This is a genomic window from Pseudactinotalea sp. Z1732 (genome assembly GCF_049724975.1).
In the GTDB taxonomy this organism is placed as follows: domain Bacteria; phylum Actinomycetota; class Actinomycetes; order Actinomycetales; family Beutenbergiaceae; genus CALKWS01.
Genome location: NZ_JBMPQC010000017.1, coordinates 12,310 through 32,363, shown reverse-complemented (window position 1 = coordinate 32,363; position 20,054 = coordinate 12,310). Strand labels below are relative to the sequence as shown.

Annotated in this window: 12 protein-coding genes; 6 read left to right on the top strand and 6 right to left on the bottom strand. The window is 67.3% G+C overall.

Annotation, left to right across the window (positions count from 1 at the left end; genetic code table 11):
- Positions 1-68: 68 nt before the first annotated feature.
- The 3 genes from ACPL7H_RS18010 to ACPL7H_RS18000 all read right to left on the bottom strand — a co-directional run bounded on the left by ACPL7H_RS18010 (position 69) and on the right by ACPL7H_RS18000 (position 3,278).
- Positions 69-560 (bottom strand): hypothetical protein, encoded by a 492-nt coding sequence (locus ACPL7H_RS18010; protein ID WP_424798135.1) that lies wholly within the window; start codon positions 558-560, stop codon positions 69-71.
- 133 nt (positions 561-693) lie between these two features.
- Positions 694-2,202: a hypothetical protein gene (locus ACPL7H_RS18005; RefSeq protein ID WP_424798134.1), complete on the bottom strand. Its 1,509-nt coding sequence runs from the start codon at positions 2,200-2,202 to the stop codon at positions 694-696.
- A gap of 224 nt (positions 2,203-2,426) precedes the next feature.
- Positions 2,427-3,278: a Gfo/Idh/MocA family protein gene (locus ACPL7H_RS18000; protein WP_424798133.1), complete on the bottom strand. Its 852-nt coding sequence runs from the start codon at positions 3,276-3,278 to the stop codon at positions 2,427-2,429.
- 144 nt (positions 3,279-3,422) lie between these two features.
- Here ACPL7H_RS18000 and ACPL7H_RS17995 point away from each other — a divergent pair, with 144 nt between their 5' ends.
- Together ACPL7H_RS17995 and ACPL7H_RS17990 are read left to right on the top strand one after the other, a co-directional pair.
- Complete coding sequence (locus ACPL7H_RS17995) at positions 3,423-4,454, top strand: Gfo/Idh/MocA family protein (protein WP_424798132.1); 1,032 nt, start codon at positions 3,423-3,425, stop codon at positions 4,452-4,454.
- Positions 4,451-5,437, top strand: coding sequence for a Gfo/Idh/MocA family protein (locus ACPL7H_RS17990; protein WP_424790733.1), 987 nt, complete (start codon positions 4,451-4,453; stop codon positions 5,435-5,437). Before ACPL7H_RS17995 ends, ACPL7H_RS17990 begins: the two co-directional genes overlap by 4 nt.
- A gap of 154 nt (positions 5,438-5,591) precedes the next feature.
- Here the strand turns inward: ACPL7H_RS17990 and ACPL7H_RS17985 are convergent, their stop codons facing one another.
- Positions 5,592-6,833: an AGE family epimerase/isomerase gene (locus ACPL7H_RS17985; protein ID WP_424798131.1), complete on the bottom strand. Its 1,242-nt coding sequence runs from the start codon at positions 6,831-6,833 to the stop codon at positions 5,592-5,594.
- A gap of 24 nt (positions 6,834-6,857) precedes the next feature.
- Entirely contained in the window at positions 6,858-8,075 is a 1,218-nt protein-coding gene (locus tag ACPL7H_RS17980) for a DegT/DnrJ/EryC1/StrS family aminotransferase (protein WP_424798130.1), read from the bottom strand.
- Positions 8,076-8,183: 108 nt separating this feature from the next.
- On the opposite strand from ACPL7H_RS17980, the gene ACPL7H_RS17975 reads away from it, so the two are divergent.
- From ACPL7H_RS17975 to ACPL7H_RS17960, 4 genes are all read left to right on the top strand, one after another.
- Positions 8,184-9,431 (top strand): DegT/DnrJ/EryC1/StrS family aminotransferase, encoded by a 1,248-nt coding sequence (locus ACPL7H_RS17975; RefSeq protein ID WP_424798129.1) that lies wholly within the window; start codon positions 8,184-8,186, stop codon positions 9,429-9,431.
- 130 nt (positions 9,432-9,561) lie between these two features.
- Positions 9,562-11,064 carry a hypothetical protein gene (locus ACPL7H_RS17970; RefSeq protein ID WP_424798128.1) on the top strand — a complete coding sequence of 501 codons (1,503 nt, stop codon included), beginning with the start codon at positions 9,562-9,564 and terminating at the stop codon, positions 11,062-11,064.
- 44 nt (positions 11,065-11,108) lie between these two features.
- On the top strand, positions 11,109-13,982 hold the full coding sequence (locus ACPL7H_RS17965; protein ID WP_424798127.1) for an FIMAH domain-containing protein: 2,874 nt from the start codon (positions 11,109-11,111) through the stop codon (positions 13,980-13,982).
- A gap of 87 nt (positions 13,983-14,069) precedes the next feature.
- Complete coding sequence (locus ACPL7H_RS17960) at positions 14,070-16,937, top strand: FIMAH domain-containing protein (RefSeq protein WP_424798126.1); 2,868 nt, start codon at positions 14,070-14,072, stop codon at positions 16,935-16,937.
- A gap of 59 nt (positions 16,938-16,996) precedes the next feature.
- Here ACPL7H_RS17960 and ACPL7H_RS17955 read toward each other — a convergent pair whose 3' ends face one another.
- A complete protein-coding gene (locus tag ACPL7H_RS17955) occupies positions 16,997-20,017 on the bottom strand; it encodes a hypothetical protein (RefSeq protein ID WP_424798125.1) in 3,021 nt (1,006 codons plus the stop codon).
- Between the last annotated feature and the right edge of the window lie 37 nt (positions 20,018-20,054).

The window sequence follows — 20,054 nt, the reverse complement described above, 5'->3', positions numbered from 1 at the left end:
TGCCCATCCAGTGCGTGGTGATCCTCGGTGGTCTTCGTCGTACTCGTGGTCTTCACGATGGTCTCCTCTCACTGGCTCCTCGCCAGCCTCGGGGATCCACCCCTTACACAGTCCAGTAGACACGCCCCCCGGTAGCGGTCGGCCACCAAAGCGGGCATCGCCGCGTTGGACCACCACGTCTGATGCTCAGCGCCAGTGGTGCCGAACTTCATCGCCGCCAGATAAACCATCGCCGCGGCATCGGGCAGATCCGCGTAGTTCCCCGGCTCGGACAAATCCGCGGACTGCACCACGACACCGGCCTCGCTCAACCGCTGGCGCACCTCGGGATCGGAAAACCGCGAAACCGCGACCACCCGGGCATCCGAGCCAACCTCATCCAGAGCCCGCCGGGCCATCATCGCCATCGTCGGACCGATCTTGCCCCCGGCACCCAACAACACAACGTCACCGCCGGTGGCCTGCAGCGCCTCGCCCACCCCGGGCAGCGGGGTGGAGAGATAGTCCTCCAAATCCGCCTCAGTGGCCGGGTGCGGCGCCGCCGGGGGCGATGGGATCATGATGTGTACTCCTCAGTGGGTCGTGGTATGGGGGAGGCGCAGTCGATGCAATCGCTGCCGTGGCCGGCTCGCCGGATGAGGCAGGGCGGGCGCTACCGCACGCGGTGGCCTGGCCACCGCGTGCCACGGGATCTCACCGGCTGTGATTCAGGTAGGCGATACCCAGCGCATGGGATCCCTGTGATGGCTCCAGGGGCTCGGCCTCATACACCCGCAGGACCTGATCGTGGATCTCCGGCTCCAGGTCAGCCAGCATCAGCCACCGAGCGGACTGGACGGCCTGGGCAGGGAGTGCTTCGACCTCCCCGTTCACACGGAACCACACCGAGTCTGGTTCGTTGATCACGTTCTGCATGAACGTGGTGGCGAAGAGTTCGCGATCCTGGCTCAGGTCCGCGAGGCCGGCGTCGTGGGTGGCCTGGATGAACTCCAGCGTGATCGCGCCGTGACTGATGTCCTCCCAACTGCGTACCGCCCCGTAGAACGGGGTGTACGTGGACACGTCGTCCTCGCGGGAGTAGCCGTTGTATATGTGGGAGTGCACCGGCCAGTACGGCCAGACGTAGGCTCCGTCCTGCACCTGCAGCGACGCTCGGAGGCTGCGCAGCATCGCTTCGACGTTGCGGCGGTACTGGGTGTTGTCCACGACCCGGGTCAACTCGGCGAACGTGGCGCCCAGGGCGTGGGACTGGTTCAGCGGCTGGATCGTGCCGTCGAAGGGGACCGGCGCCTCGCGCGGCCAGCGGAAGTCGCCGTAGCCGCGTTCGTCGATGTGGAAGTCGTCCTCGTGGTGCCGCAACGCCTTCATCACGAAGGCCAACAGCTGGCCGGCCACGCCGTTGCGGGTCCCGGGGATCCCTGGGTCGGTGCGCACCATGCGTACGTACCGGGCCAGCGGGTAGATCACCATGCCGGTGTGCACCGGGAAGGCGTAGAACTGGGGCTCGAACGCCACCGTGCCCTCAGTCAGGCTGCGGTCGGTTCCGCGGTCGGCGCTGTGGTCGACCGCGGTCCACCGGGCGCCGGGGGCGTAGGCATCACCGACGGCGTCGACGACGTAGTCGGAGGCGTTGGGATCAAGGGTGAGACCGGTCAGTTCGACGGTCGAGGACGGGTGGGACAGCGTGAGATCAAACCTGTCCGCATCCACCCGGCGCACCGTCGCGGTGGCGTTCACGGAGGTGCCACCGGCCCAGCGCACCTGGATGCCGGGTGAGCCATCCTCCAGGAGCAGTTCACCGTGGCCGGCGGTGTAGTTGCCGCCGGCACGCCACACCGGCCCGGAGCGCCCGGAGTAGTCGGTGACGCCGCGTGCCTCATCGGTCGAGTCCATTACGTGCCGGGCGCGCTCCTCGAACCTGTCCAGAAAACGGCCCTCACCCGTGGCTTCGAACATCAGGAGCAGCCCGAGCAGGTAGTAGGACTCGCCCCAGGCGTACAGGCCGGCCTCGTTGTGCTCGGCACCGAGGTCCAAGTAGGCCTGCTCGGCGACCGCGAACGCCTCCGGTGAGGTGTAGTCGAGCGTGGCCAGCGGGGAAGGTGCCCCGAATGCGGTGTCGGAACGACCGAGTAGTGCCAGGGCTAGCGTCGAGGCGCTCCCGACGAGCAGGGTCCGGCGGTTGAGTGTGGGGAGGGTGGTCATCATTGGCCCTTCATTACGGCAGTCCGAATGTCCCGAAAGAGTAGCGCACTAATAAGCGCCGGACTAGGGGCGATCCCAGATCATGCCGACAGGTCGACCGGGGCGGGCCGCACCGGTCGCCCGGTTCGACCGGATTCGTACACGGGGCGTTCGACGTGATCCCGGATGATCCCCGGCCCGATGACGCCGATCCCGGGTTCGACGCCCGGGCCGCGGGTGCCCATCTACAGTTGCTCGGCGATGGCGGAGAGGATGGCGACCGGGGTGAGGAGTTGCTCGGGGCTCAGCGGAGCGCGTCCTTGCCCGATCGCGGTGACGAAGTGATCCAGCGTGGCGGCGTTGTAGTCCGGGCCGAGGGTCAGATTGTGCGCGAGGACCCCACGGGCGTGCACGGCCGTGGCGTGGAACGGAGCCTGACCGCCGTCGGACGGCGTGACGAAGGTGAACGTGACCATCCGACCGTCGATGGTGGTGTTGGCCCGGACGAGGTCACCGTGCCGCTCGGCCTGGACGGTGACGTCACCGGGCTGCACGACGGGGTTGCCGAGGATCTCCAGTGCCGTCTCCACGTGATGGATGCCGTAGAAGAAGAGGCCCGCGTACTCGCTGTCCGGGTCGGCAGGGCCGGCGACATGCAGGTGTCGCAGTGCGCCCCGATCAGCGGCGCCGGAGGTGAACTCGGCAATTTCCGGCACGAAGCGCAGCGCCGAGGCTGAGACCAGAGTCGATCCCGACTCCTCGGCCTGGTCCAGCATGGCGCTGGCGTCGGCGACGGTGGTCGCCAACGGTTTGTCGACCAGAACGGGGATTCCGGCGCGCAGCAGCGGCTCCGTGGCCCGGCGGTGCAGCCCCCCGTCCCGGTTGCACACGATCGCAGCATCGATGTGGCCGACGAGTTCGGACGGCTCGTCCACGATCACCTCGAGGCCACCGTACTCGGCGAGTTCGGCGTTGTGCTCGCTCCGCCCCCCGGACAGCGCCGCCGCCCGGTAGTCCGGGTAGCGCCCGTCCAGATTGAGGAAGCGGATGAAGTGCTTGACGTGAGAGTTCTCGGTACCGACGAAGCCGACGCGCATGGGTGTTGCCTTCCTGCAGGGAATGGTCAGATGCCAGTCTGTTCTGCAATCGATTGCACGTCAAGGCTACCTGCAACCGGTTGCGTGAATTCCGGAGCCGTCGTACGTTTGGGGCCCACACACACCGAACCCGCGGGAGCATCGATGCAGGAACCGGTCGGCGTAGGGGTGCTTGGTCTGGGCAATATCGGCACCAGTCACGCACGCGCCCTTAGCGAGTTGTCCACCCAGGCACATCTGGTCGCTTTCAGTGGCGGGGATCAGCAACGTGCTGCCGACGCGGGATGGCCACAGGCCACGCAGGTGGCGCCGGATGATCTTTGGCAGAGCGAGAGCATCGACGTCATCGCGATCTGCTCGCCGAGTGATCGGCACGCGGAGCAAGCGCTCGCGGCGCTGCGCGCGGGAAAGCACGTTCTGGTGGAGAAGCCACTGGCGCTGACAGTGGCAGAGGCGGAGCAAGTCGTTGCGCTGGCCACCGCGCGGGGCCTGGTATTAGCGGTGATGTCCCAGCGCCGCCTCGAACCGGAGTACGCCACGGTGAAGAGGATGCTCGCCGCCGGCGAACTCGGCACCGTCCGGCTGGCCACGACGCATGTGCACTGGTGGCGTGATGAGGAGTACTACGCCGCTGCCCCCTGGCGATCCCTGATGGATGCCGGTGGGGGTTCGATGATGAACCAGGGTGTCCACAACGTGGACCTGCTGAACTGGCTGTGCGGCCCGGTGGAGCAGGTCACGGCGCAGTTCGGGACACTGGGACACCAGATGGATGCTGAGGACACCACGGTGGCAACGGTGCGGTTCGCCGGGGGAGCGCTCGGAATGATCAGCACCTCGACGGCGACCCCACCGGGAGCGCCGGCAACGGTGACCCTCCACCTGGACCGCGGCACGATCGAACTCGGGCAGGGGCAGGTGCACCGCTGGGAGATCGACGTGCCGTTACCCGAATTCGCCCAGGATGATGCCGGTGCGGCCAGTGGGATGTCCGACCCATCGGCGATCGGGGTGGCCGGTCACGTGAGCCAGTGGCGTGATGTGCTGGAATCGATCCGAGACGGGCGCACGCCCGCGATCAGCGGCAGGGACGGTGCCGATACGGTTCGGCTGATCAGCGCGATCTACGAATCCGCCCGGAACGGGCGCGCGGTGCGCCCGCAGGACCTGACATGAGGGTGGCGATCCTGGGCGCGGCCCACCCGCATGTCGATTACGCCCTGCAGGAAGTGCAGCACCGTCCGGACCTGCACCTGGTGGGCGCGGCTGAAGCAGACCCGCAGATGCGCGAGGCATTCCTTGCTGATCTTGGCGATGTTCCGGTGTTCGAGTCGGTGCCGGATCTGGTGGCAGAGCTCGACTTCGACGTAGCGCTGGTCGCGGGCATCTACTCCGAACGTGCCGACGCCGTGCTGGCTGCCCTGGCAGCCGACGCCCACGTGCTCGCCGACAAACCTTTGTGCACCTCCCTGGAGGACCTGGAGCGGATCGAGGAGGCGGTGCGAGGCAGCGGGAAGCACGTCTCGGTGGTGTTCGAGAAGCGCTTCTATCCGGCGACCCTTGCGTTGCGGGAACTGATCGAGGAGGGCACCCTCGGACAACTTGCCCTCGTCGCCAGCACGGGTCCGCACAAACTGCGTCAGCACAGTCGCCCGGACTGGTTTCTCGATCCCGCGCGCTACGGCGGGATAGCCGCAGATCTGCCGGTGCACGACATCGACCTCGTGCTCTCCCTGACCGGCGCAACGGGTGGTTCGGTGAGCGCGGTGACCGGCAACGCCCGGGCCGCGGATCATCCCGGTTTCGACGACCACGTGGCGGTGCTGCTGCACGCCGGCGGGGTGGTCGCCACCATCGAGGCAAACTGGCTGGGGCCCGAGGCCGCCGATGTGCACGGACATTATCGGATGCGCATCGCGGGTTCGGAAGGGACCGCGGAACTGGATTGGGCCTACCACTCGTTACGTGTCACCACACATGAGCGCCGAACCTGGGATGTTCCGTTGGGCCAGCCGCAGCGTCCGGCGCAGTACTTCTTCGACGCGATCGATGCCGGAGCCGAACCCGAGGTGAGCACGGCCAGCAGCCTGCTGGCCACGAAGGTGGCGCTTCTCGCGCAGCGCAGTGCGGACGAGGGTGGTCGCCAACAGCACTGGTGAGGCCCCGGTGGTGCCTGGCCCGGACGGTGCGCCGATGGCGTTACGGTGAATCTCGATCACCCTAGGTGATCGGCGGGCACCGAGGAGGCGCGGAATTCGGCGTGTGCCGACGGTGCCAAACCCAGCACCGTGACACTGCACGGCGCCCTGGAAATCAGGGGAACGGTGGGTGCTGTTCGGCGTCAGTGACCGCGACCGGACAACTCTGCATGAGGTTCCGGGTGATGTGGAACGGATCCTTGACCGGTAGGGCCACGACTTGATCCAGAGGGCGCCCGGTGACGTCCCGGATCTGAATCCACTCCGCGCCGTCCGCGCCCCCAGGGAAGGTGCGAAGCGTGTAATCCCAGATGCGCTCGAACCAGGCTCCGGCCCCGGCGTCGGCGTACCTGTGCGCCGCGATCGCCGTGGTAGCCGCTGCTTCGGTGTGCACCCACCACAACTTCACCGCCCACGTGTCGCGCACCAGGTTCTCGTAGTCAGTGCCGGTGAGGGTGCCCGTGGGTTGATACGGGCCGCCGGCATCGGTGAACCGGAACAGCCCACCGTGTTCGGCGTCCCAGGCCGACTCACATAGTGCCGAGATCGAAGCGAGCAGGGGCGCGCGGTCGCGGGCATCATCGAGCAGGTCCAGCGATTCCAGGATCATCCAGAGGCCTTCGATGGCATGGCCCGGGATACGATGCCGGTTCACCAGCGTCCGGGGGTCGGGGCCGACCATCTCGGTGAAGGTGCCGTCCGGGAGGCGATGGGAGAGGGCATCATCGACGGCCTGGCCGAGTTGGGCTTCCAGGTGACTGTGCTGGCCGAACGCCCTCGCGGCCTGGCTGGCCACCAGCAGGGCGTTGACCAGCAGCATCTTCGGACCGAAGGCGCTGTGACCAGGCGGTACCTGGTAGGGCGGGGTGGGGGCGGCGCCGGCCAGATGGTCCGCGCGCGCCCGGTCCAGGATCGGTAGGGCCTGGTCGAGCCAGCGTGGTTCACCGGACTGCCGGGCCACCTCCGCCAAACCCAGCGACACGAACCAGTCGGCGTAGACGCTGCGATCGGGCTGCCCGGGGGTCTGGGGCGGGCCTCCGTCCCGGCCGACGACGTACCGGGTGGTCTGCTCGCCAGTGATGATGTGGTCGATCAGGAACTGAGCCCCTCGTCGGGCCAGGCGCAGCAACTCCTCGGCGTCGACGTCGAGCAATCCGCGCCGGCCCAGATCCGCCGCGCGTGCCAGAAGCCACACGAACCGTCCCTGCGACCAAGCGAACTTGTCGGTGGAGACCAAAGTCCGCCCACGGTTGTCGAAACACGTGAAGAATCCGCCATGCCGCTCATCAATGCCTCGCTGCAGCCAGAAAGGCAGGACGACGGTTTCGAGTTGCGCGCGCGCGTGATCGCTACTCATCGCCTCTGCAGGGTCCCGTCGGGTTCAGAGAGCGTCGGTGGCGCCGGCGACCTTCGTGATCGCGGTGGCAATCGCCTCGGTCTGTTCATTGGTGCCGAGCAGCGAGAACTGCGGCAGCCAGATGGTGTCGGATGAGACGCGGTCGGCATTCGGGCAGGCCGCTTGCGGTAACGGCTGACCGAGACGCTCGGTCAGGGCGCGGCTCTCGTTGGCCACCGCCTCGTTCCGGTGCAGCGGGACGTAGCCGGGCGAGACCCCGGGCACACCTTCGGCTGCGAGTGCCTCGACGGCGGCATCACGCTTGCCACGGGCCCCGAGTTCCGGCATTCGGAAGATGAACAGGTGGTGCCCGTGGCTGGTGACCCGCGGATCCGGGGTGGCGATCTGCACGCCCTCCACGTCGGAGAGCAGGTCACGGAGCAGGGCGTCGTTCGCGGCCCGCTTGCTCTGCATCTCGGGGAGCTGGCGTAACTGGACCCGCAGGATGGCTGCCTGGAACTCGGTCAGGCGGAGGTTGTACCCGACGGAGTCGTGCTGATACCAGCCTCCGCCGGGCACCCGCCCGACGTTGACCAGTGAGTAGAGGGCCGCGGCCAGCGCGTCGTCGTCGGTGGTGACGATGCCGCCCTCCCCGGAACTGAGGTTCTTCGACGTCTGGAAACTGAACGTGCCCACGTCGCCCAGGGCGCCGACCCCCCGTCCCTGCCACTGGGCCCCGACTGCCTGGGCCGCGTCCTCGATGATGGCCACCTGGTGACGCTCGCCAATCGCCGCGAATGCGTCCATGTCCGCGACATTGCCGGCCAGGTGCACCGGAATGATTGCCTTGGTGCGTTCGGTGATCGCGGCTTCGGCCGCGCCCGGATCCAGCAGGTGGGTGTGCCCATCGACATCGGCGAAGACCGGGATAGCACCGACGAACAGGGCGGCGGATGCGGTGGCGATGAAGGTGTACGGGGGCACGATCACCTCATCGCCCACGCCCACTCCGGTGGCGCGAAGGGACGCGGCCAGGGCAAGGGTGCCGTTGGCGAGGGCGACCGCGTGCTTGGTCTGTTGGAACTGCGCGAACTCGCCTTCGAAGGAGCGCACCACATCGCCGTGCGTGCTGCCCCATGCGCCCGAGCGGAGCACATCGATGAGTGCCTGTTCCTCCTCCTGTCCGCCTTGGGGCCAGCGAGGCAGGGCAGGCACATCGGCCAGTGCGGCGGAACCGCCGTGCAGAGCGAGCGTCGAGGTCATCAGGGGTGTTCTCCATTTCGGCTGTCCGGATATGGCATTAGGCTAGCGACAATAATTGCGAACGTCGATAGGGTAGTCATGCCCGATCAACCGATCTAGGAGGCATAGATGCCTAATCGCCTTGCCGTCGATGGTGGCGAACCCGTCCGTGACCGTCCGTTTCCGACCGTATCCAACGCATCCGGCCGTCGGATTGGAACCCCTGAGGAGGAGGCCGTACTCGATGTGTTGCGGAGCGGCCAACTCAACTCCACCGTCGGACCGGTCACCCGTGAATTCGAGCGTGAGTTCGCCGAGTACTACGGCGTGGATCATGTCGTCGCCTCGGGATCGGGGACTTCGGCCATCCATCTTGCCGTAGCCGCGGTGGATCCTGAGCCTGGTGACGAGATCATCACCACGGGTCTGTCGGACGCCGGCACCGTGCTGCCCATCCTGGCGCAGAACGCGGTGCCAGTCTTCGCTGATGTCGATCCGGCAAGCGGGAACCTGGACGTCGACGCCGTCGCGGCCCGCATCACCGACCGCACCAAGGCGATCATCGTCGTCCACCTCTTCGGTCAACCGGCCCCGGTGGCCCAGTTGCGCGCTCTGGCGGACCCGTTGGGAATCGTCGTCATCGAGGACTGTGCCCAGGCGTACCTGACGACGGTGGGGCCCGATGCCGCGCTGGCCGGCACGGTGGGCCATATCGGTTGCTTCAGTCTCCAGCAGTCCAAGCACATCACCGCCGGTGACGGCGGGCTGACGATCACCGATGATGCGGATCTGGCCCGACGGGCCCGATTGTTCGCCGACAAAGCATGGCCGCGGGACACCGATGAGCGCAGCCACCTGTTCCTCGGACTGAACTACCGGATGACCGAAATGCAGGCGGCCGTCGCCCGCGCACAACTGCCCCGACTCGCCGGTGTGGTGGAGGATCGGCAACGTGCGGCCGCCCTCCTGACGCGGACGGTCGCCGGCCTGGACGGCCTCAGTGCCGCGGACCCGCGCGGAACTGTCTACTGGCAGTTCCCGATCTTCATCGATCCTGAGAGCGCGGGAGGTGATGCGCGCGACTATGCCAAGGCGCTGGCCGCCGAGGGTATCCCGGCCAATGGTGGTTACATCGTCCGCCCGTTGTACCTGACGCCGGTGTTCACCGAGCGCCGCACATACGGAGATTCGGGGTATCCGCTCGTGGTGCCACCCGCCACCGCCGTGCCGGACTACGCTCCCGGGCTCTGCCCGAACACCGAGGATCTGATCGACCGGCGCCTGCTGGTGATCGGTTGGAACGAGAACTACAGCGACGACGACGTCGCGGACATCGGTGCGGCACTGTCGAAGGTCCACGCAGCCAAGCGGGTATGAACAGGGCGGCCGGGAGGGTGGTCCGCCCCCTCCCGGCCCCGTCTGATTCGATCGGACCTATTGACCATTACGGGTAGGACCTAATACGGTTTCCGGATCAGCGTGAAGACGCGTAACGGAAAGGTCGATGATGTCCCTGCCAACTCTGAGCCGGCGCAGCCTGATGGTCGGTGGATCGTCCACACTGGCCCTGGCACTTCTGGGCCGGGCGCCGAACGCCCTCGGCGCACCCGCCCCGGCCACCATGCTGGACTACACCTCACCGGAGGCCTTCGCCGTCGCGGAGCAGGCCTACCTGGACCTGGGCGCCCAGCACAACGAGGCAGGACTGTACGCCTGGGGGGAGTCCTACTATCTCCTCGGCCTGCTGCTGATGTACGAGCGGTACGAGGACGAGGCCTACCTGGACACCTTCGAGGAGCGCGCGCGCCATGTGCTGGCCAGCACCGATGCCGCCCGCGGTGTTACCGACTACCGCGGCGTCTCCGGCCCAGGATGGCGCGCCGCCGGGAACTACACAGCCGGCCACGCCGAGTTCGCGTTGTCCGACGAATCACCTGGCATCCAGATCCGTTGGGCCGGGGTGCGTTCGGCGGAGGCCCGCGCGACAGTCACCAACGTCGCCGGTGAGCACTTCGATCTTGAACTCACACACCCCAGTTCGGCGGAGACGCTCACGGGCGTGAGCCTTGACCCTGCCTCGCCGGACTACGTGGTCGACGCGGTTCATGCCCTGTTCAACGGGACCAGGCGCTGGACCGCACTCGATCATCGTGAGAGCCACGATGCAAGCGACCGGGTGGCGGCCTCTGCGATCGACTTCGAGCCGCAGTTCTACGTCTTCAGTGTGCACACCGGCATGGTGGTGCGACCGTTGGCCCGTTACGTGCGCACCGTCCTCGGATCGCCCCGGTACGCCCGGCGGCAGGCGTTCGCCGCACGTGTGCGCCGAGCGGTCCAGGAGGCGGTGGACTTCCACTGGGACGAGTTCGCCATCGATGAGCACGGTCGGGGCGACTTCTGGTGGGCCAGGAACGCGCCCATTCCGTGGGACGGGCTGATGCAGCCCTACAACCAGGGCCACGCCATGGGAGCGGTCTATGCCGAGCTCTTCCACCTCACCCCCACGGCCCCGCTGCGCAGGCGCCTGGAAGCCATGATGCGATCGTTTCGTGCGGGCGTGGAGTCCGACGGCGACGCGATCATCTGGCCGTACTGGCAGCCCTACGGTGCCAAGTACCGCGGATACACGGTGGAGGAGGACCTGTCCACCTACACCCCGTGGTACTCCGGAATCACCGTCGCCGAGGACATCAGCCACGCCGCCATCACGTTGGAGTTCCTCCAGAGCGTGCACGATGCCGGCATCGAGGACCTCAGTGACATGCGGCAACGGCTCGCGAGGACGTTCACCCAGAACGTGATCCGGGACGAGGACTCGGTCTGGTTCCGCGTGGACGGGACCCAGGACGCCGCGCCGGCCAACGCGGTGCAGTCAGCGCGCTGGCTGATGCTGCACGACATGGAACCGGCGATCCATGACCACGTGCTCCGGGTCTACCAGGCCGAGCCGCTGGAACCCTCCCAGGGCTCGCACGCCCTCGGTATCGCCTACCTGAACCACACCGCGTAGGCGCTGACGCGGTACGCCTCGCCCAGCATCACCGAAGGAGAGACATGTCCGGTTCGGACGAGAAGAAGCGTGACCAGGTCCGGGTAGGGGGTGTGCTGGCCGCTGCCGGGCTGCTGTCGGCTGCGCTGCTCGTGCCTCCGGGTGGGGCTCCGGCGCACGCCGACCCCGCCCCGGTGATCGCCGAGGGCGATGTGTTGATCAGCAATCACAGTTTCGAGGAGGGTCTGGCTGAGTGGAGCCTCTCCGACGGCAATGGGGACAGCCCCGGTGCGGCGTGTGAAGAGGCGTTGTCCATCAGCACGGACTGGTCCACCGATGGGGCGCAGGCGCTGGCGATCGATGCCATCGATGGCTGTGAGCAGGCCGGAGTTCTCAGTGAAGCGTCGCCGGTTGAGCCCGGCCAGCAGTACACGGCGTGGGCCGATGTGACCGGCGAGGGTCAGGCGTGGCTGGGACTGCACTGGGTCGACGGTGATGGCGAACTGATCGACGAGGCCGGGGAGCGCGGTCAGGTCCAGGATGATCGGTTGCGTGTGGCAGCGCTCGCCCCCGAGGGCGCGGCCGCGGTGCGGGTAGAGGTCGGCGCCACGGGTTCGGTCAACGCCGACAACGTGGTGATCAGCGCCGAGTACACCGTGCTGGCGGACCAGATCACCAATCGTGCGAGTTATCTCGGCTCCACTGCAGGCGTGGACGAGAACGGCCGCGCCGTCACCTATGCCGTGGCAACCGCTCAACCAGCGGTGGGGGCAGTGATGACCGTGACCGACCTCCTCACCGATGAGGTTACGCGGGTGGTCCGCCTCACCGGTGCGACCGGCGCGTGGGGGATCAAGCAGAATCCCGTGACCGGAACCGTCTACGTCGGGACCTACGGTGCCGGCGCACTGTGGCTGTACACCCCGGGGGAGGAGGAGGCGGTCAACGTCGGCCGCCCGGACATCCCGGCCTGGAGTTTCGCTTACCAGATGGACTTCGACGAGGAGGGCAACGCTTACGGCGGCGGTTGGGGTGAGCCGACCGACGGCTACCCGGGAGCCTCGATCTACACCTTCACCGAGGGAGAGGGTTTCACCGGAGTGCTCGGTGACCTGCCGCTCGTCGATGACGCCTACTACACCCGTGCCGTGGGCTATGACGAGGTCAGCCGCACCGTCTTTGCGGGTACGGGCACTCAGATGCGCCTCTTCGGTTGCGGCATTGACGACGGCGAGTGCGTGGACCTGACGTCACTCTTCAGTGAGGAGTTGCAGGAACGGCCATGGGTCTACGGCCTGAGGGCCGGCGGTGGCTATGTGATGGCCTGGGCCGGTGACGGTGCGAGCACCGGCAACGACGCCCTGCTCGTGCTGCAGGTGGACCGCGATGACAGCGGTGAGTTGCAGGTTGACGTGGTCGATGAGATCGCCGAGGTCGTCTTCAACGGCTCCACACCGGTGGTGGACGATCACATCTACTACACCAAGGCGAACATGAACGAGGCAGGCAATCCGCTGTTCTCCTACAACGTGGTCACCGGAGAGGAGACCCGGCTCGACGCCCCGACGGGCATCTTCTCCCGTAGTTGGGACGTCATCGACCTCGACCACCCCGACTGGCCGGGACCGAGCGTGGTCGGCTGGAACTCCGGCGGGATCCAGGTCAAGTACAACATCGAGACGGGCAACCTCGAGAGCAACGCAGCCGAGAATATCCCCGACGTGGCGCTGCAGGTGAACAGCCTGGCCACAGGCGAGGACGGGCGGGTCTACTCCGCCGGCTACCTCACCGGCGGGATCGGGAAGGCCGTTCCGATGCGCGACGACCAGCATCAGACCTTTCCCCTGGGCGGTCAGGCCGAGCACATGCTGGCGCACGACGGCCGGGTCTACCAAGGGATCTACCCCGGTGGCACGATCAACTCCTTCACCGCCGAGGAACTGGCGGACGGATCCCAGCCCAGGGTCGACTGCACGATCGGCGCCGGCCAGAACCGCCCCTATGCTCTGCACAGTTCGGGTGATCGGATCTATTTCGGCAGCCAGGCAGGCGAAGGGCAGGATCAGGGCGCCTTCGGCTGGTTCGACTCCACCACCGGCGAATGCGCCACCATCGCCGGGCCCATCGGCCACCAGTCGATCAACTCGGTGACCTCCAGCGCCGGGAAGGTCTTCGGCGCGGGGAACATCTTCTACAGCTGGGACGGGCTCCCGCTGCAGGACGAGGCCACGCTCATGGTCTTCGATGAGGCCTCCGAGGAGATCCAGGAGATCGAACCGCCCGTCGATGACCTGCGGTCCATCAACGCCGTCGTCACTGCCGCAGGTGGCACGGTGTGGCTCTACGCCGAGGGCTGGTTGCTGGCAATGGACCCCGACACGCTGGAGTGGACGCACACCGAGGAGGTCTTCCCCGACCACAAGCCCGGTGACCGCATCGCGGGAAACTACGCCCGGATGGTGGCGGGCACGGACGGCACCATCTACGGCAACGCCGCTGGCCGCGTCTTCGCCTTCGACCCCGAACGGGCAGCGCGAGCGGGTTCGGCGGAGGACACCCTGCGCGTGCTCTTCGACGGAGCCGGCGCACACCTGACACTGGACGCCTACGACAACCTCTACGTCAGCCACGGCGTCACGGACCTGCTGCGGATCGTGCCCGAGGTTGCCGAGCCGGCCGGTGGGATCCAGGCCCTGGTCTCCAGCCTGGAGGCCTACCTCGAGGCCGGGGACGTGGCCGGCCCGATCGCCGACCAACTCACCCGTGCGGCCGATCAGGCCCAGCGGCACCTGGAGGCCGAGCGCACCCTCCCGGCCGTCCGGGCCTTGGAGCGGTTCATCGATCACCTCGATCACCCGAAGGAGGCAGACAGCCTCAGCGACCAGGCCCGCGATGACCTGCGAGACCAGGCCGCCACGATCCTGGACGGCCTGGCCTAGCCCGCCTGCCCGGATCAGTTGCTGAATCACGGCGCGTAGGCGCGGACACCGACCACCTCGATCAACATCACCGACGTCAGGAGAGACATGTCTGAATCGGACGCGAAGAAGCGTGACCAGATTCCCGTTCCTCGAGCGGGCGCGCTCGCGGCTGCCGCATTGTTGTCCGCGGCGCTGCTGGTGCCACCGGTAGCGGCGCACGCGCAGACCGATCCCACGGTCGTCGACGGCGACACCCTCCTGTCCAATCACAGTTTCGAGGAGGACCTGGCCGGGTGGAGCGTCTCGGACGGCAACGGTGGCGTCGCAGGCGAGGAGTGCGCGGACGCCTTGGCGGTCACCACGGACTGGTCCACGGATGGTGACCAGGCGCTGGGGATCGATGCCAGCGGCGCGTGCGAGCAGGCCGGCGCACTTGCTGAGGCCGTCCCGGTTGAGACCGGAGTGCGCTACACCGCGTGGGCGGATACCACCGGGGAGGGCCAGGCGTGGCTCAGCCTGCACTGGGTGGACGGTGACGGAGACGTGCTGGAAACCGACCGGGGGCCGGTTCATCCCCAACGCATACGCGTGGACGCCGATGCTCCGGAAGGTGCCGCCGGGGTGCAGGTGGAGGTCGGTGCCACCGGCGCGGTGGACGTCGACAACGTCCTGATCAGCGCCGAATACACCAGCCTCGCTGCGCAGATCAACGAGCGCCCGCAGTTCTTCTCCAGCGAGGCGGGCGTGGATGAGAACGGCCGGGACGTGATCTGGGCGATGGCCACCGGAAGCGAGGACGACCCGGGAATTCTGGTCGCCACGGACATCCTCACCCGGGAGGTCACCCGCTCGGTACGGCTACCGGGTGCGACCGGAGGCTGGGCAGTGAACCAGAACCCGGTTACCGGCACCGTCTACGTCGGGACCTACGGTGCCGGCGCGTTGTGGCTGTACACCCCGGGGGAGGAGGAAGCGGTGAACGCCGGCCAGCCGGACATCCCGGCCTGGAGTTTCGCCTACAACGTCGATTTTGATGAGGAAGGCAACGCCTACGGTGGCGGCTGGGGAGAACCAACCGACGGCTATCCCGGGGCCTCGGTCTACACGTTCACCGAGGGCGAGGGGTTCACCGGCATTCTCGGAGAGATGCCGCTCACCGATGAGGCCAACTACACCCGCTCCATGGGCTACGACGAAGCCAGCCGCACGGTGTTCGTGGGCACCGGAAATCAGGTCAACCTGTTCGCCTGCAGCATCGATACGAACGAGTGCGAGAACCTCGCGCCGTTACTCGATCAGGAGATCCAGGACTCCGTCCAGGTCCGGGACATCGTCATGAGCCAGGGTCATGTGCTGGCCTGGGTCGGCGACGCCACCAGCGCCGGCAACGACTGGCTGGTGGTGCTCGACGTGGAGCGTACCGACGACGGCGAACTGCAGGTCGAGGTGGTCGATGAGATCCGCGGTGTGGCCCACCCCGGTTCCAGCCCCATCCACGACGACCACATCTACTACACCAAGGCCGGCTACGAGGGTTGGCCGCTGTTCCGCTACAACATCCTCACCGGAGAGGAGACCCAACTCCCCGAGGACGTGGTCATCCTCGCCCGGCAGTGGGACATCGTCGAACTGGACGACCCGCAGTGGCCCGGCGCCACCCTTGTCGGCATCAACGCCTACGGGTTCCTGACTCGCTACAACATCGAGACCGAGACGATCGACGTCGAACAGGTCCCGGACGTTCCCGATGTCTCCCGCCGGATCAACAGCCTGGCCACCGGGGCGGACGGGCGAATCTACTCAGCCGGCTACCTCGGCGGCGGAATCGCGGCGGAATCGCCGATGCGCGGGGACCGGCAACAGTCGTGGCAACTCGGGGGTCAAGCCGAGGAGATGATCCTTCATGACGGGCGCATCTACCAGGGCAACTACCCGGGCGGGACGATCACATCGTTCACGGGCGCCGAACTCGAGGACGGGCAGGCCCCCAGAGCGGAGTGCACCATCGGCGCCGGTCAGAACCGTCCCTATGGGTTGCATGGCGTCGAGGACCGGATCTACTTCGGGTCCCAGGCCGGGGAGGCTGCCGATGCCGGAGCCTTCGGCTGGCTCGACCTGGACACCGGCGAGTGCCACACCATCGAAGGTCCGATCGGCCACCAGTCCGTGGACACCCTGACCGGTAGCGGAGACCGGATCTTCGGCGGCGGAAACATCTTCTTCGCCTACACCAGCCTGCCGCTGCAAGAGGAGGCCAGCGTGCTGGTCTTCGACGGGAGCACCGAGGAGATCGAGGAGATCGAGGAGATCGAGTTGCCGGTGCCCGGCCTCCGGGCGGTCAGCGCCTCTGCGACCGACGCGGAGGGCACGGTGTGGTTCTACGCCGAGGGCTGGCTGCTGGGGATGGACCCGCAGACGCTGGAGTGGGTGCACACCGAGGAGGTCTTCGATGATCACAAGCCGGGCTCACGGATCGCGGGCAACTACGCCCAGATGACCACCGCTTTCGATGGCACCATCTACGGCAATGCGGGCGGGCGAGTCTTCGGCTTCGACCCGGCAGGAACCCTGCGCGCCGGCGCGGCCGAGGACCTGCAGGTTCTGATTGACGGGGCCGGGCCGTTCCTGACCATCGACGCTTACGGCAACCTGTACACCCGTGACGCCGCCACCACCCTGCTGCGTATCGTGCCGCAGGCCAGTGAGCAGCCCGGTGGGGTCGAGGCCTTGATCTCGAGCCTGGAGGGTTACATCGAGTCCGGGGACGTGGCCGGGCCGATCACGAATCGCCTGACCAGTGCGGCTACGCAGGCGCAACAGCACCTGGAGGCCGGGGACACCACCCCGGCCGCACGCGCCTTGGAGCGGTTCATCGGCCATCTGGACAACCCCAAGCGGCCGGACACCCTCAGTGAGGTCGCACAGCAGGACCTGCGTGAGCAGGCACGCACCTTGCTGGCCGGCCTTACCTGAGGAGCCGGGGACACCACTGAGGCGGACGCGCCCGGCGCGTCCGCCTCAGTCGTGCTGAGTCACGACTCCCAGTGCGCGGGCGCGGGGATGCGCACCCGCCTCCCGGGCTCGACGTCGTAGACGTACCCGGCGTCCGGATCTGCGGCATCGATGTACTCGCGCACGAACGTGGTGTCCACGTCCAACTCGAGGTGCAGACCCCGGCTGCGTGCGGCTGCGATGCGGAACACCGCGTTCGGCTCCCCGTCGTCGTCGACGTAGGCGTACCTTCCCACCAGGTCCTGCTCACCCACCGGTGCGACCGGGGGATCCAGTTGGATCGTCATCGTGGCGGTGGCATCCAACTCTTCGCTGCGCTCGGTGACCACCCCGGTCAGGTTCTGGAGACGGTCTCGGCCGGTGAGGAGCACCCGACTGCCGTCGCGTATGTCCTGCATGCCGTAGCCGTCCATGCTGACCGCGTTCTGGTCGCTGTCGAAGCGGATGATCACGAAGGTTCCTGTGACCGTGACCCGGTCATCGACGGTGACCTCTCGGCTCCCGTCGGGATCGTGCACGAGCCAGTGCTTGGTGCCATCGGCGAGTTTCACCTCGACGGCCGCGACACCGTCCGTGTCGTCACCACGTACGGGCAGTGGTCGGACCTGGGAGATCGCGCTGGCTCCGACGAACGGCTCGAACACCGAGGTGAACATGCTGTCGAGGTCCTCGCCGGTGCGGCGTAGCAACGCATAGCGCAGCGACTCGGGGTTGCCGGGCTTGTTCCGCGGTGGAATGCCGTCGGCGAGCGCGACCTCCTCCACGTCGCTCAGCACCGTCATCCGCACGTGCAGGTCCGGATCGCCGTCGAGCACGCCGTAAGTGTCCACGATGTCCCAGTCGATGCTGAAGGGGCCCTCCGGCCTGCCGCGCTCGACGTTTCCCAGCCAGTCGAACCCGCTGGCTCCCGGGCGGGGCTCGCCCGCCGGGTCCGGTGGTTCGATCCCCGGACCGGCGTAGCTTCCGGTGGGCTGCTGGACGAGATCGACCCCGCTCGCGGTGGCCGGGCCCTCGGCGGTGTGGAAGGAGAAGACGTGCTCCCTCCCGCCGCGGACCCGGAATACGTCCAGGATGTAGTAGTGCTGGGGGTCGATGTCGACCAGGACCGTGGTGCGCCGGTACCGCTCGGCGTCGGGGTAGGCCCCCGGTGCCTCGACGTCACTCATGTGCACTTCACCGCCGGAGAAGAAGCCCAATGGACGGCCTACCACCATCGAGGCGTGCGGAGTCGCATCGACGACGACGGTATTGGCGGCCACGGTGTTCGACTCCCACTCGAACCGGCGCGCATTGGTGTCGGTGAACTCCGGCGAGCCGATGCCAGGCATCAGATCCAGGCCGTGCCCGAACAGGCCGAGGGCCAGGGCGGTGCGATAACCGTGCCAGTGATTCGAACTGTAGGAGGTGGTCATCGCCCGTTCGGCGCTTCCGTGCCCGGAGCGGTGGATCGCCAGACCGAAACCGGTGAGGTCCTCGCTGCCCAGGGAGAGTTGGCCGTGGTGCTCGATCACCGCTGCGATGTGCTCTTCGATGCCGGCGGCGTCGGGGCTGAACACATCGGAGCGCAGACCATCGGTGCTGTTCTCGTTGACCAGGTAGGCCATCTGGGCATCGACGACGTTCCCGTAGCGCTCGTAGGCGTGCACGTAGTCGTCGGGCGAGCCGAGCAGGAACGGCCGGCCCGTCTGTCCGGAGTTGCCGATTGAGGGGGTGTAGGCCGAGAGCATGGTCAGCCGCGGGCGGGCAGCGACCATGGCCTCGAACTTGGGATGACTGGCGACGTCGGCGACCGGATAGGTGTCGAACCCGTCGAGGGTGTCGGCCATGTTCCGCAAGTTGTTGATGGCCAGGATGTTGTAGGCGGGCGCGCCCTCCTGGTACCAGCCGTCCCGGTCCACGCTGTCGACGAGGGTGGGGGCGACGTTCCCACCGGTGACCGACCAGTCGCCGCCGCCCTCGTTGATCAGACCACCGGCGGCGAAGACGAAGTCCAGCCATTCCTTCGCGGCCTCCGGCTCGTCCAGCACGACGGCGGCCTGGGCCAGGGTGTTCTGGTGCATCCCGAAGTTGCCGAAGATCTGGGCACCGCGGACCGCCCGGTAGATCTGGCGCAGCACGCCGTGCTCGATGTTGGCGCGGACGTCCGCGATGGTTTCCTTGGGCGCCAGGCCGTACTGTTCGGACTTGGCGGAGAGTAACTCCAGCACGCCTGCCTCATCACTCTCGCTCAGGGCCGGGTAGAAGGCGTCGTACGCGGTGATCAGGCTGCCGACCAGGCCGTTCTCCCAGATCGACCCCACCGCCTTGCCTCTGCCACGACCGCCGTCGGAATTCCGGTAGCCATCCGCGACGGTGTACACCGAGGTGTCCATCGCGGGGTAGGCGTCGGCGAACCGATCCAGCAGCACGATCCCGTGATGGGCGTAGGTCAGGTCGCCGGTGTAGAGGTAGGCGTCCCGTAGGGCCTCCAACCCTCGCCGGATGCTGGTCAATTCGTGATCGCCGACCGGCAACGGGGCATACCAGAGGAACCAGTGGTTGTAGTAGGCGCAGAACGTCCACTTCGCACCGTCGTCGTCGACCCATCCCCAGCCGTCGTCCACGCCCCAGTCCGGGCCCCGCTCCGGGAAGGCGGTGTTCACCAGGAACTGCGGGTCCCCGAGGTCACGGTCGAAATTGCCGTTCGCGTCCAGCGCGCTGGCGTAGAAGGCCGCGAAGTCATTGGTCGGGAAGGTGTAACCCGAACTGGGATCGGTGAGTTTCCATGGCTGCGCAGACGGATCGGCGCGCCACGGATAGTTGCCGTACTCGAAGATCTCGGTCCCCGTGATGGGTAAACCCAGGTCCTGGTTCACCGCGAAACTCCGCGGCAGGCCCTGGGTGGTAACCGACTCCCACAACCACTCCGCACCCGCATCGATGGCCTGCTGCGCCGCCGCCACCGCCGTATCACGGAGCCAGCCCGCCCACGCCAGTTCGGCCACATTGGCCCGGGCGGCCTGCACCCGCTCCGGGGTGTAGTAGGTGGCACGGGTCTTCACCGACCCTCCGGTCAGGTTCGGTGACGGCGGGCTGGTC

What these genes read in the sequence shown, in the direction of transcription:
- ACPL7H_RS18010 (WP_424798135.1), bottom strand. Translation starts at nt 560, where the DNA reads ATGATCCCATCGCCCCCGGCGGCGCCGCACCCGGCCACTGAGGCGGAT.
- ACPL7H_RS18005 (WP_424798134.1), bottom strand. Translation starts at nt 2,202, where the DNA reads ATGACCACCCTCCCCACACTCAACCGCCGGACCCTGCTCGTCGGGAGC.
- ACPL7H_RS18000 (WP_424798133.1), bottom strand. Translation starts at nt 3,278, where the DNA reads ATGCGCGTCGGCTTCGTCGGTACCGAGAACTCTCACGTCAAGCACTTC.
- ACPL7H_RS17995 (WP_424798132.1), top strand. Translation starts at nt 3,423, where the DNA reads ATGCAGGAACCGGTCGGCGTAGGGGTGCTTGGTCTGGGCAATATCGGC.
- ACPL7H_RS17990 (WP_424790733.1), top strand. Translation starts at nt 4,451, where the DNA reads ATGAGGGTGGCGATCCTGGGCGCGGCCCACCCGCATGTCGATTACGCC.
- ACPL7H_RS17985 (WP_424798131.1), bottom strand. Translation starts at nt 6,833, where the DNA reads ATGAGTAGCGATCACGCGCGCGCGCAACTCGAAACCGTCGTCCTGCCT.
- ACPL7H_RS17980 (WP_424798130.1), bottom strand. Translation starts at nt 8,075, where the DNA reads ATGACCTCGACGCTCGCTCTGCACGGCGGTTCCGCCGCACTGGCCGAT.
- ACPL7H_RS17975 (WP_424798129.1), top strand. Translation starts at nt 8,184, where the DNA reads ATGCCTAATCGCCTTGCCGTCGATGGTGGCGAACCCGTCCGTGACCGT.
- ACPL7H_RS17970 (WP_424798128.1), top strand. Translation starts at nt 9,562, where the DNA reads ATGTCCCTGCCAACTCTGAGCCGGCGCAGCCTGATGGTCGGTGGATCG.
- ACPL7H_RS17965 (WP_424798127.1), top strand. Translation starts at nt 11,109, where the DNA reads ATGTCCGGTTCGGACGAGAAGAAGCGTGACCAGGTCCGGGTAGGGGGT.
- ACPL7H_RS17960 (WP_424798126.1), top strand. Translation starts at nt 14,070, where the DNA reads ATGTCTGAATCGGACGCGAAGAAGCGTGACCAGATTCCCGTTCCTCGA.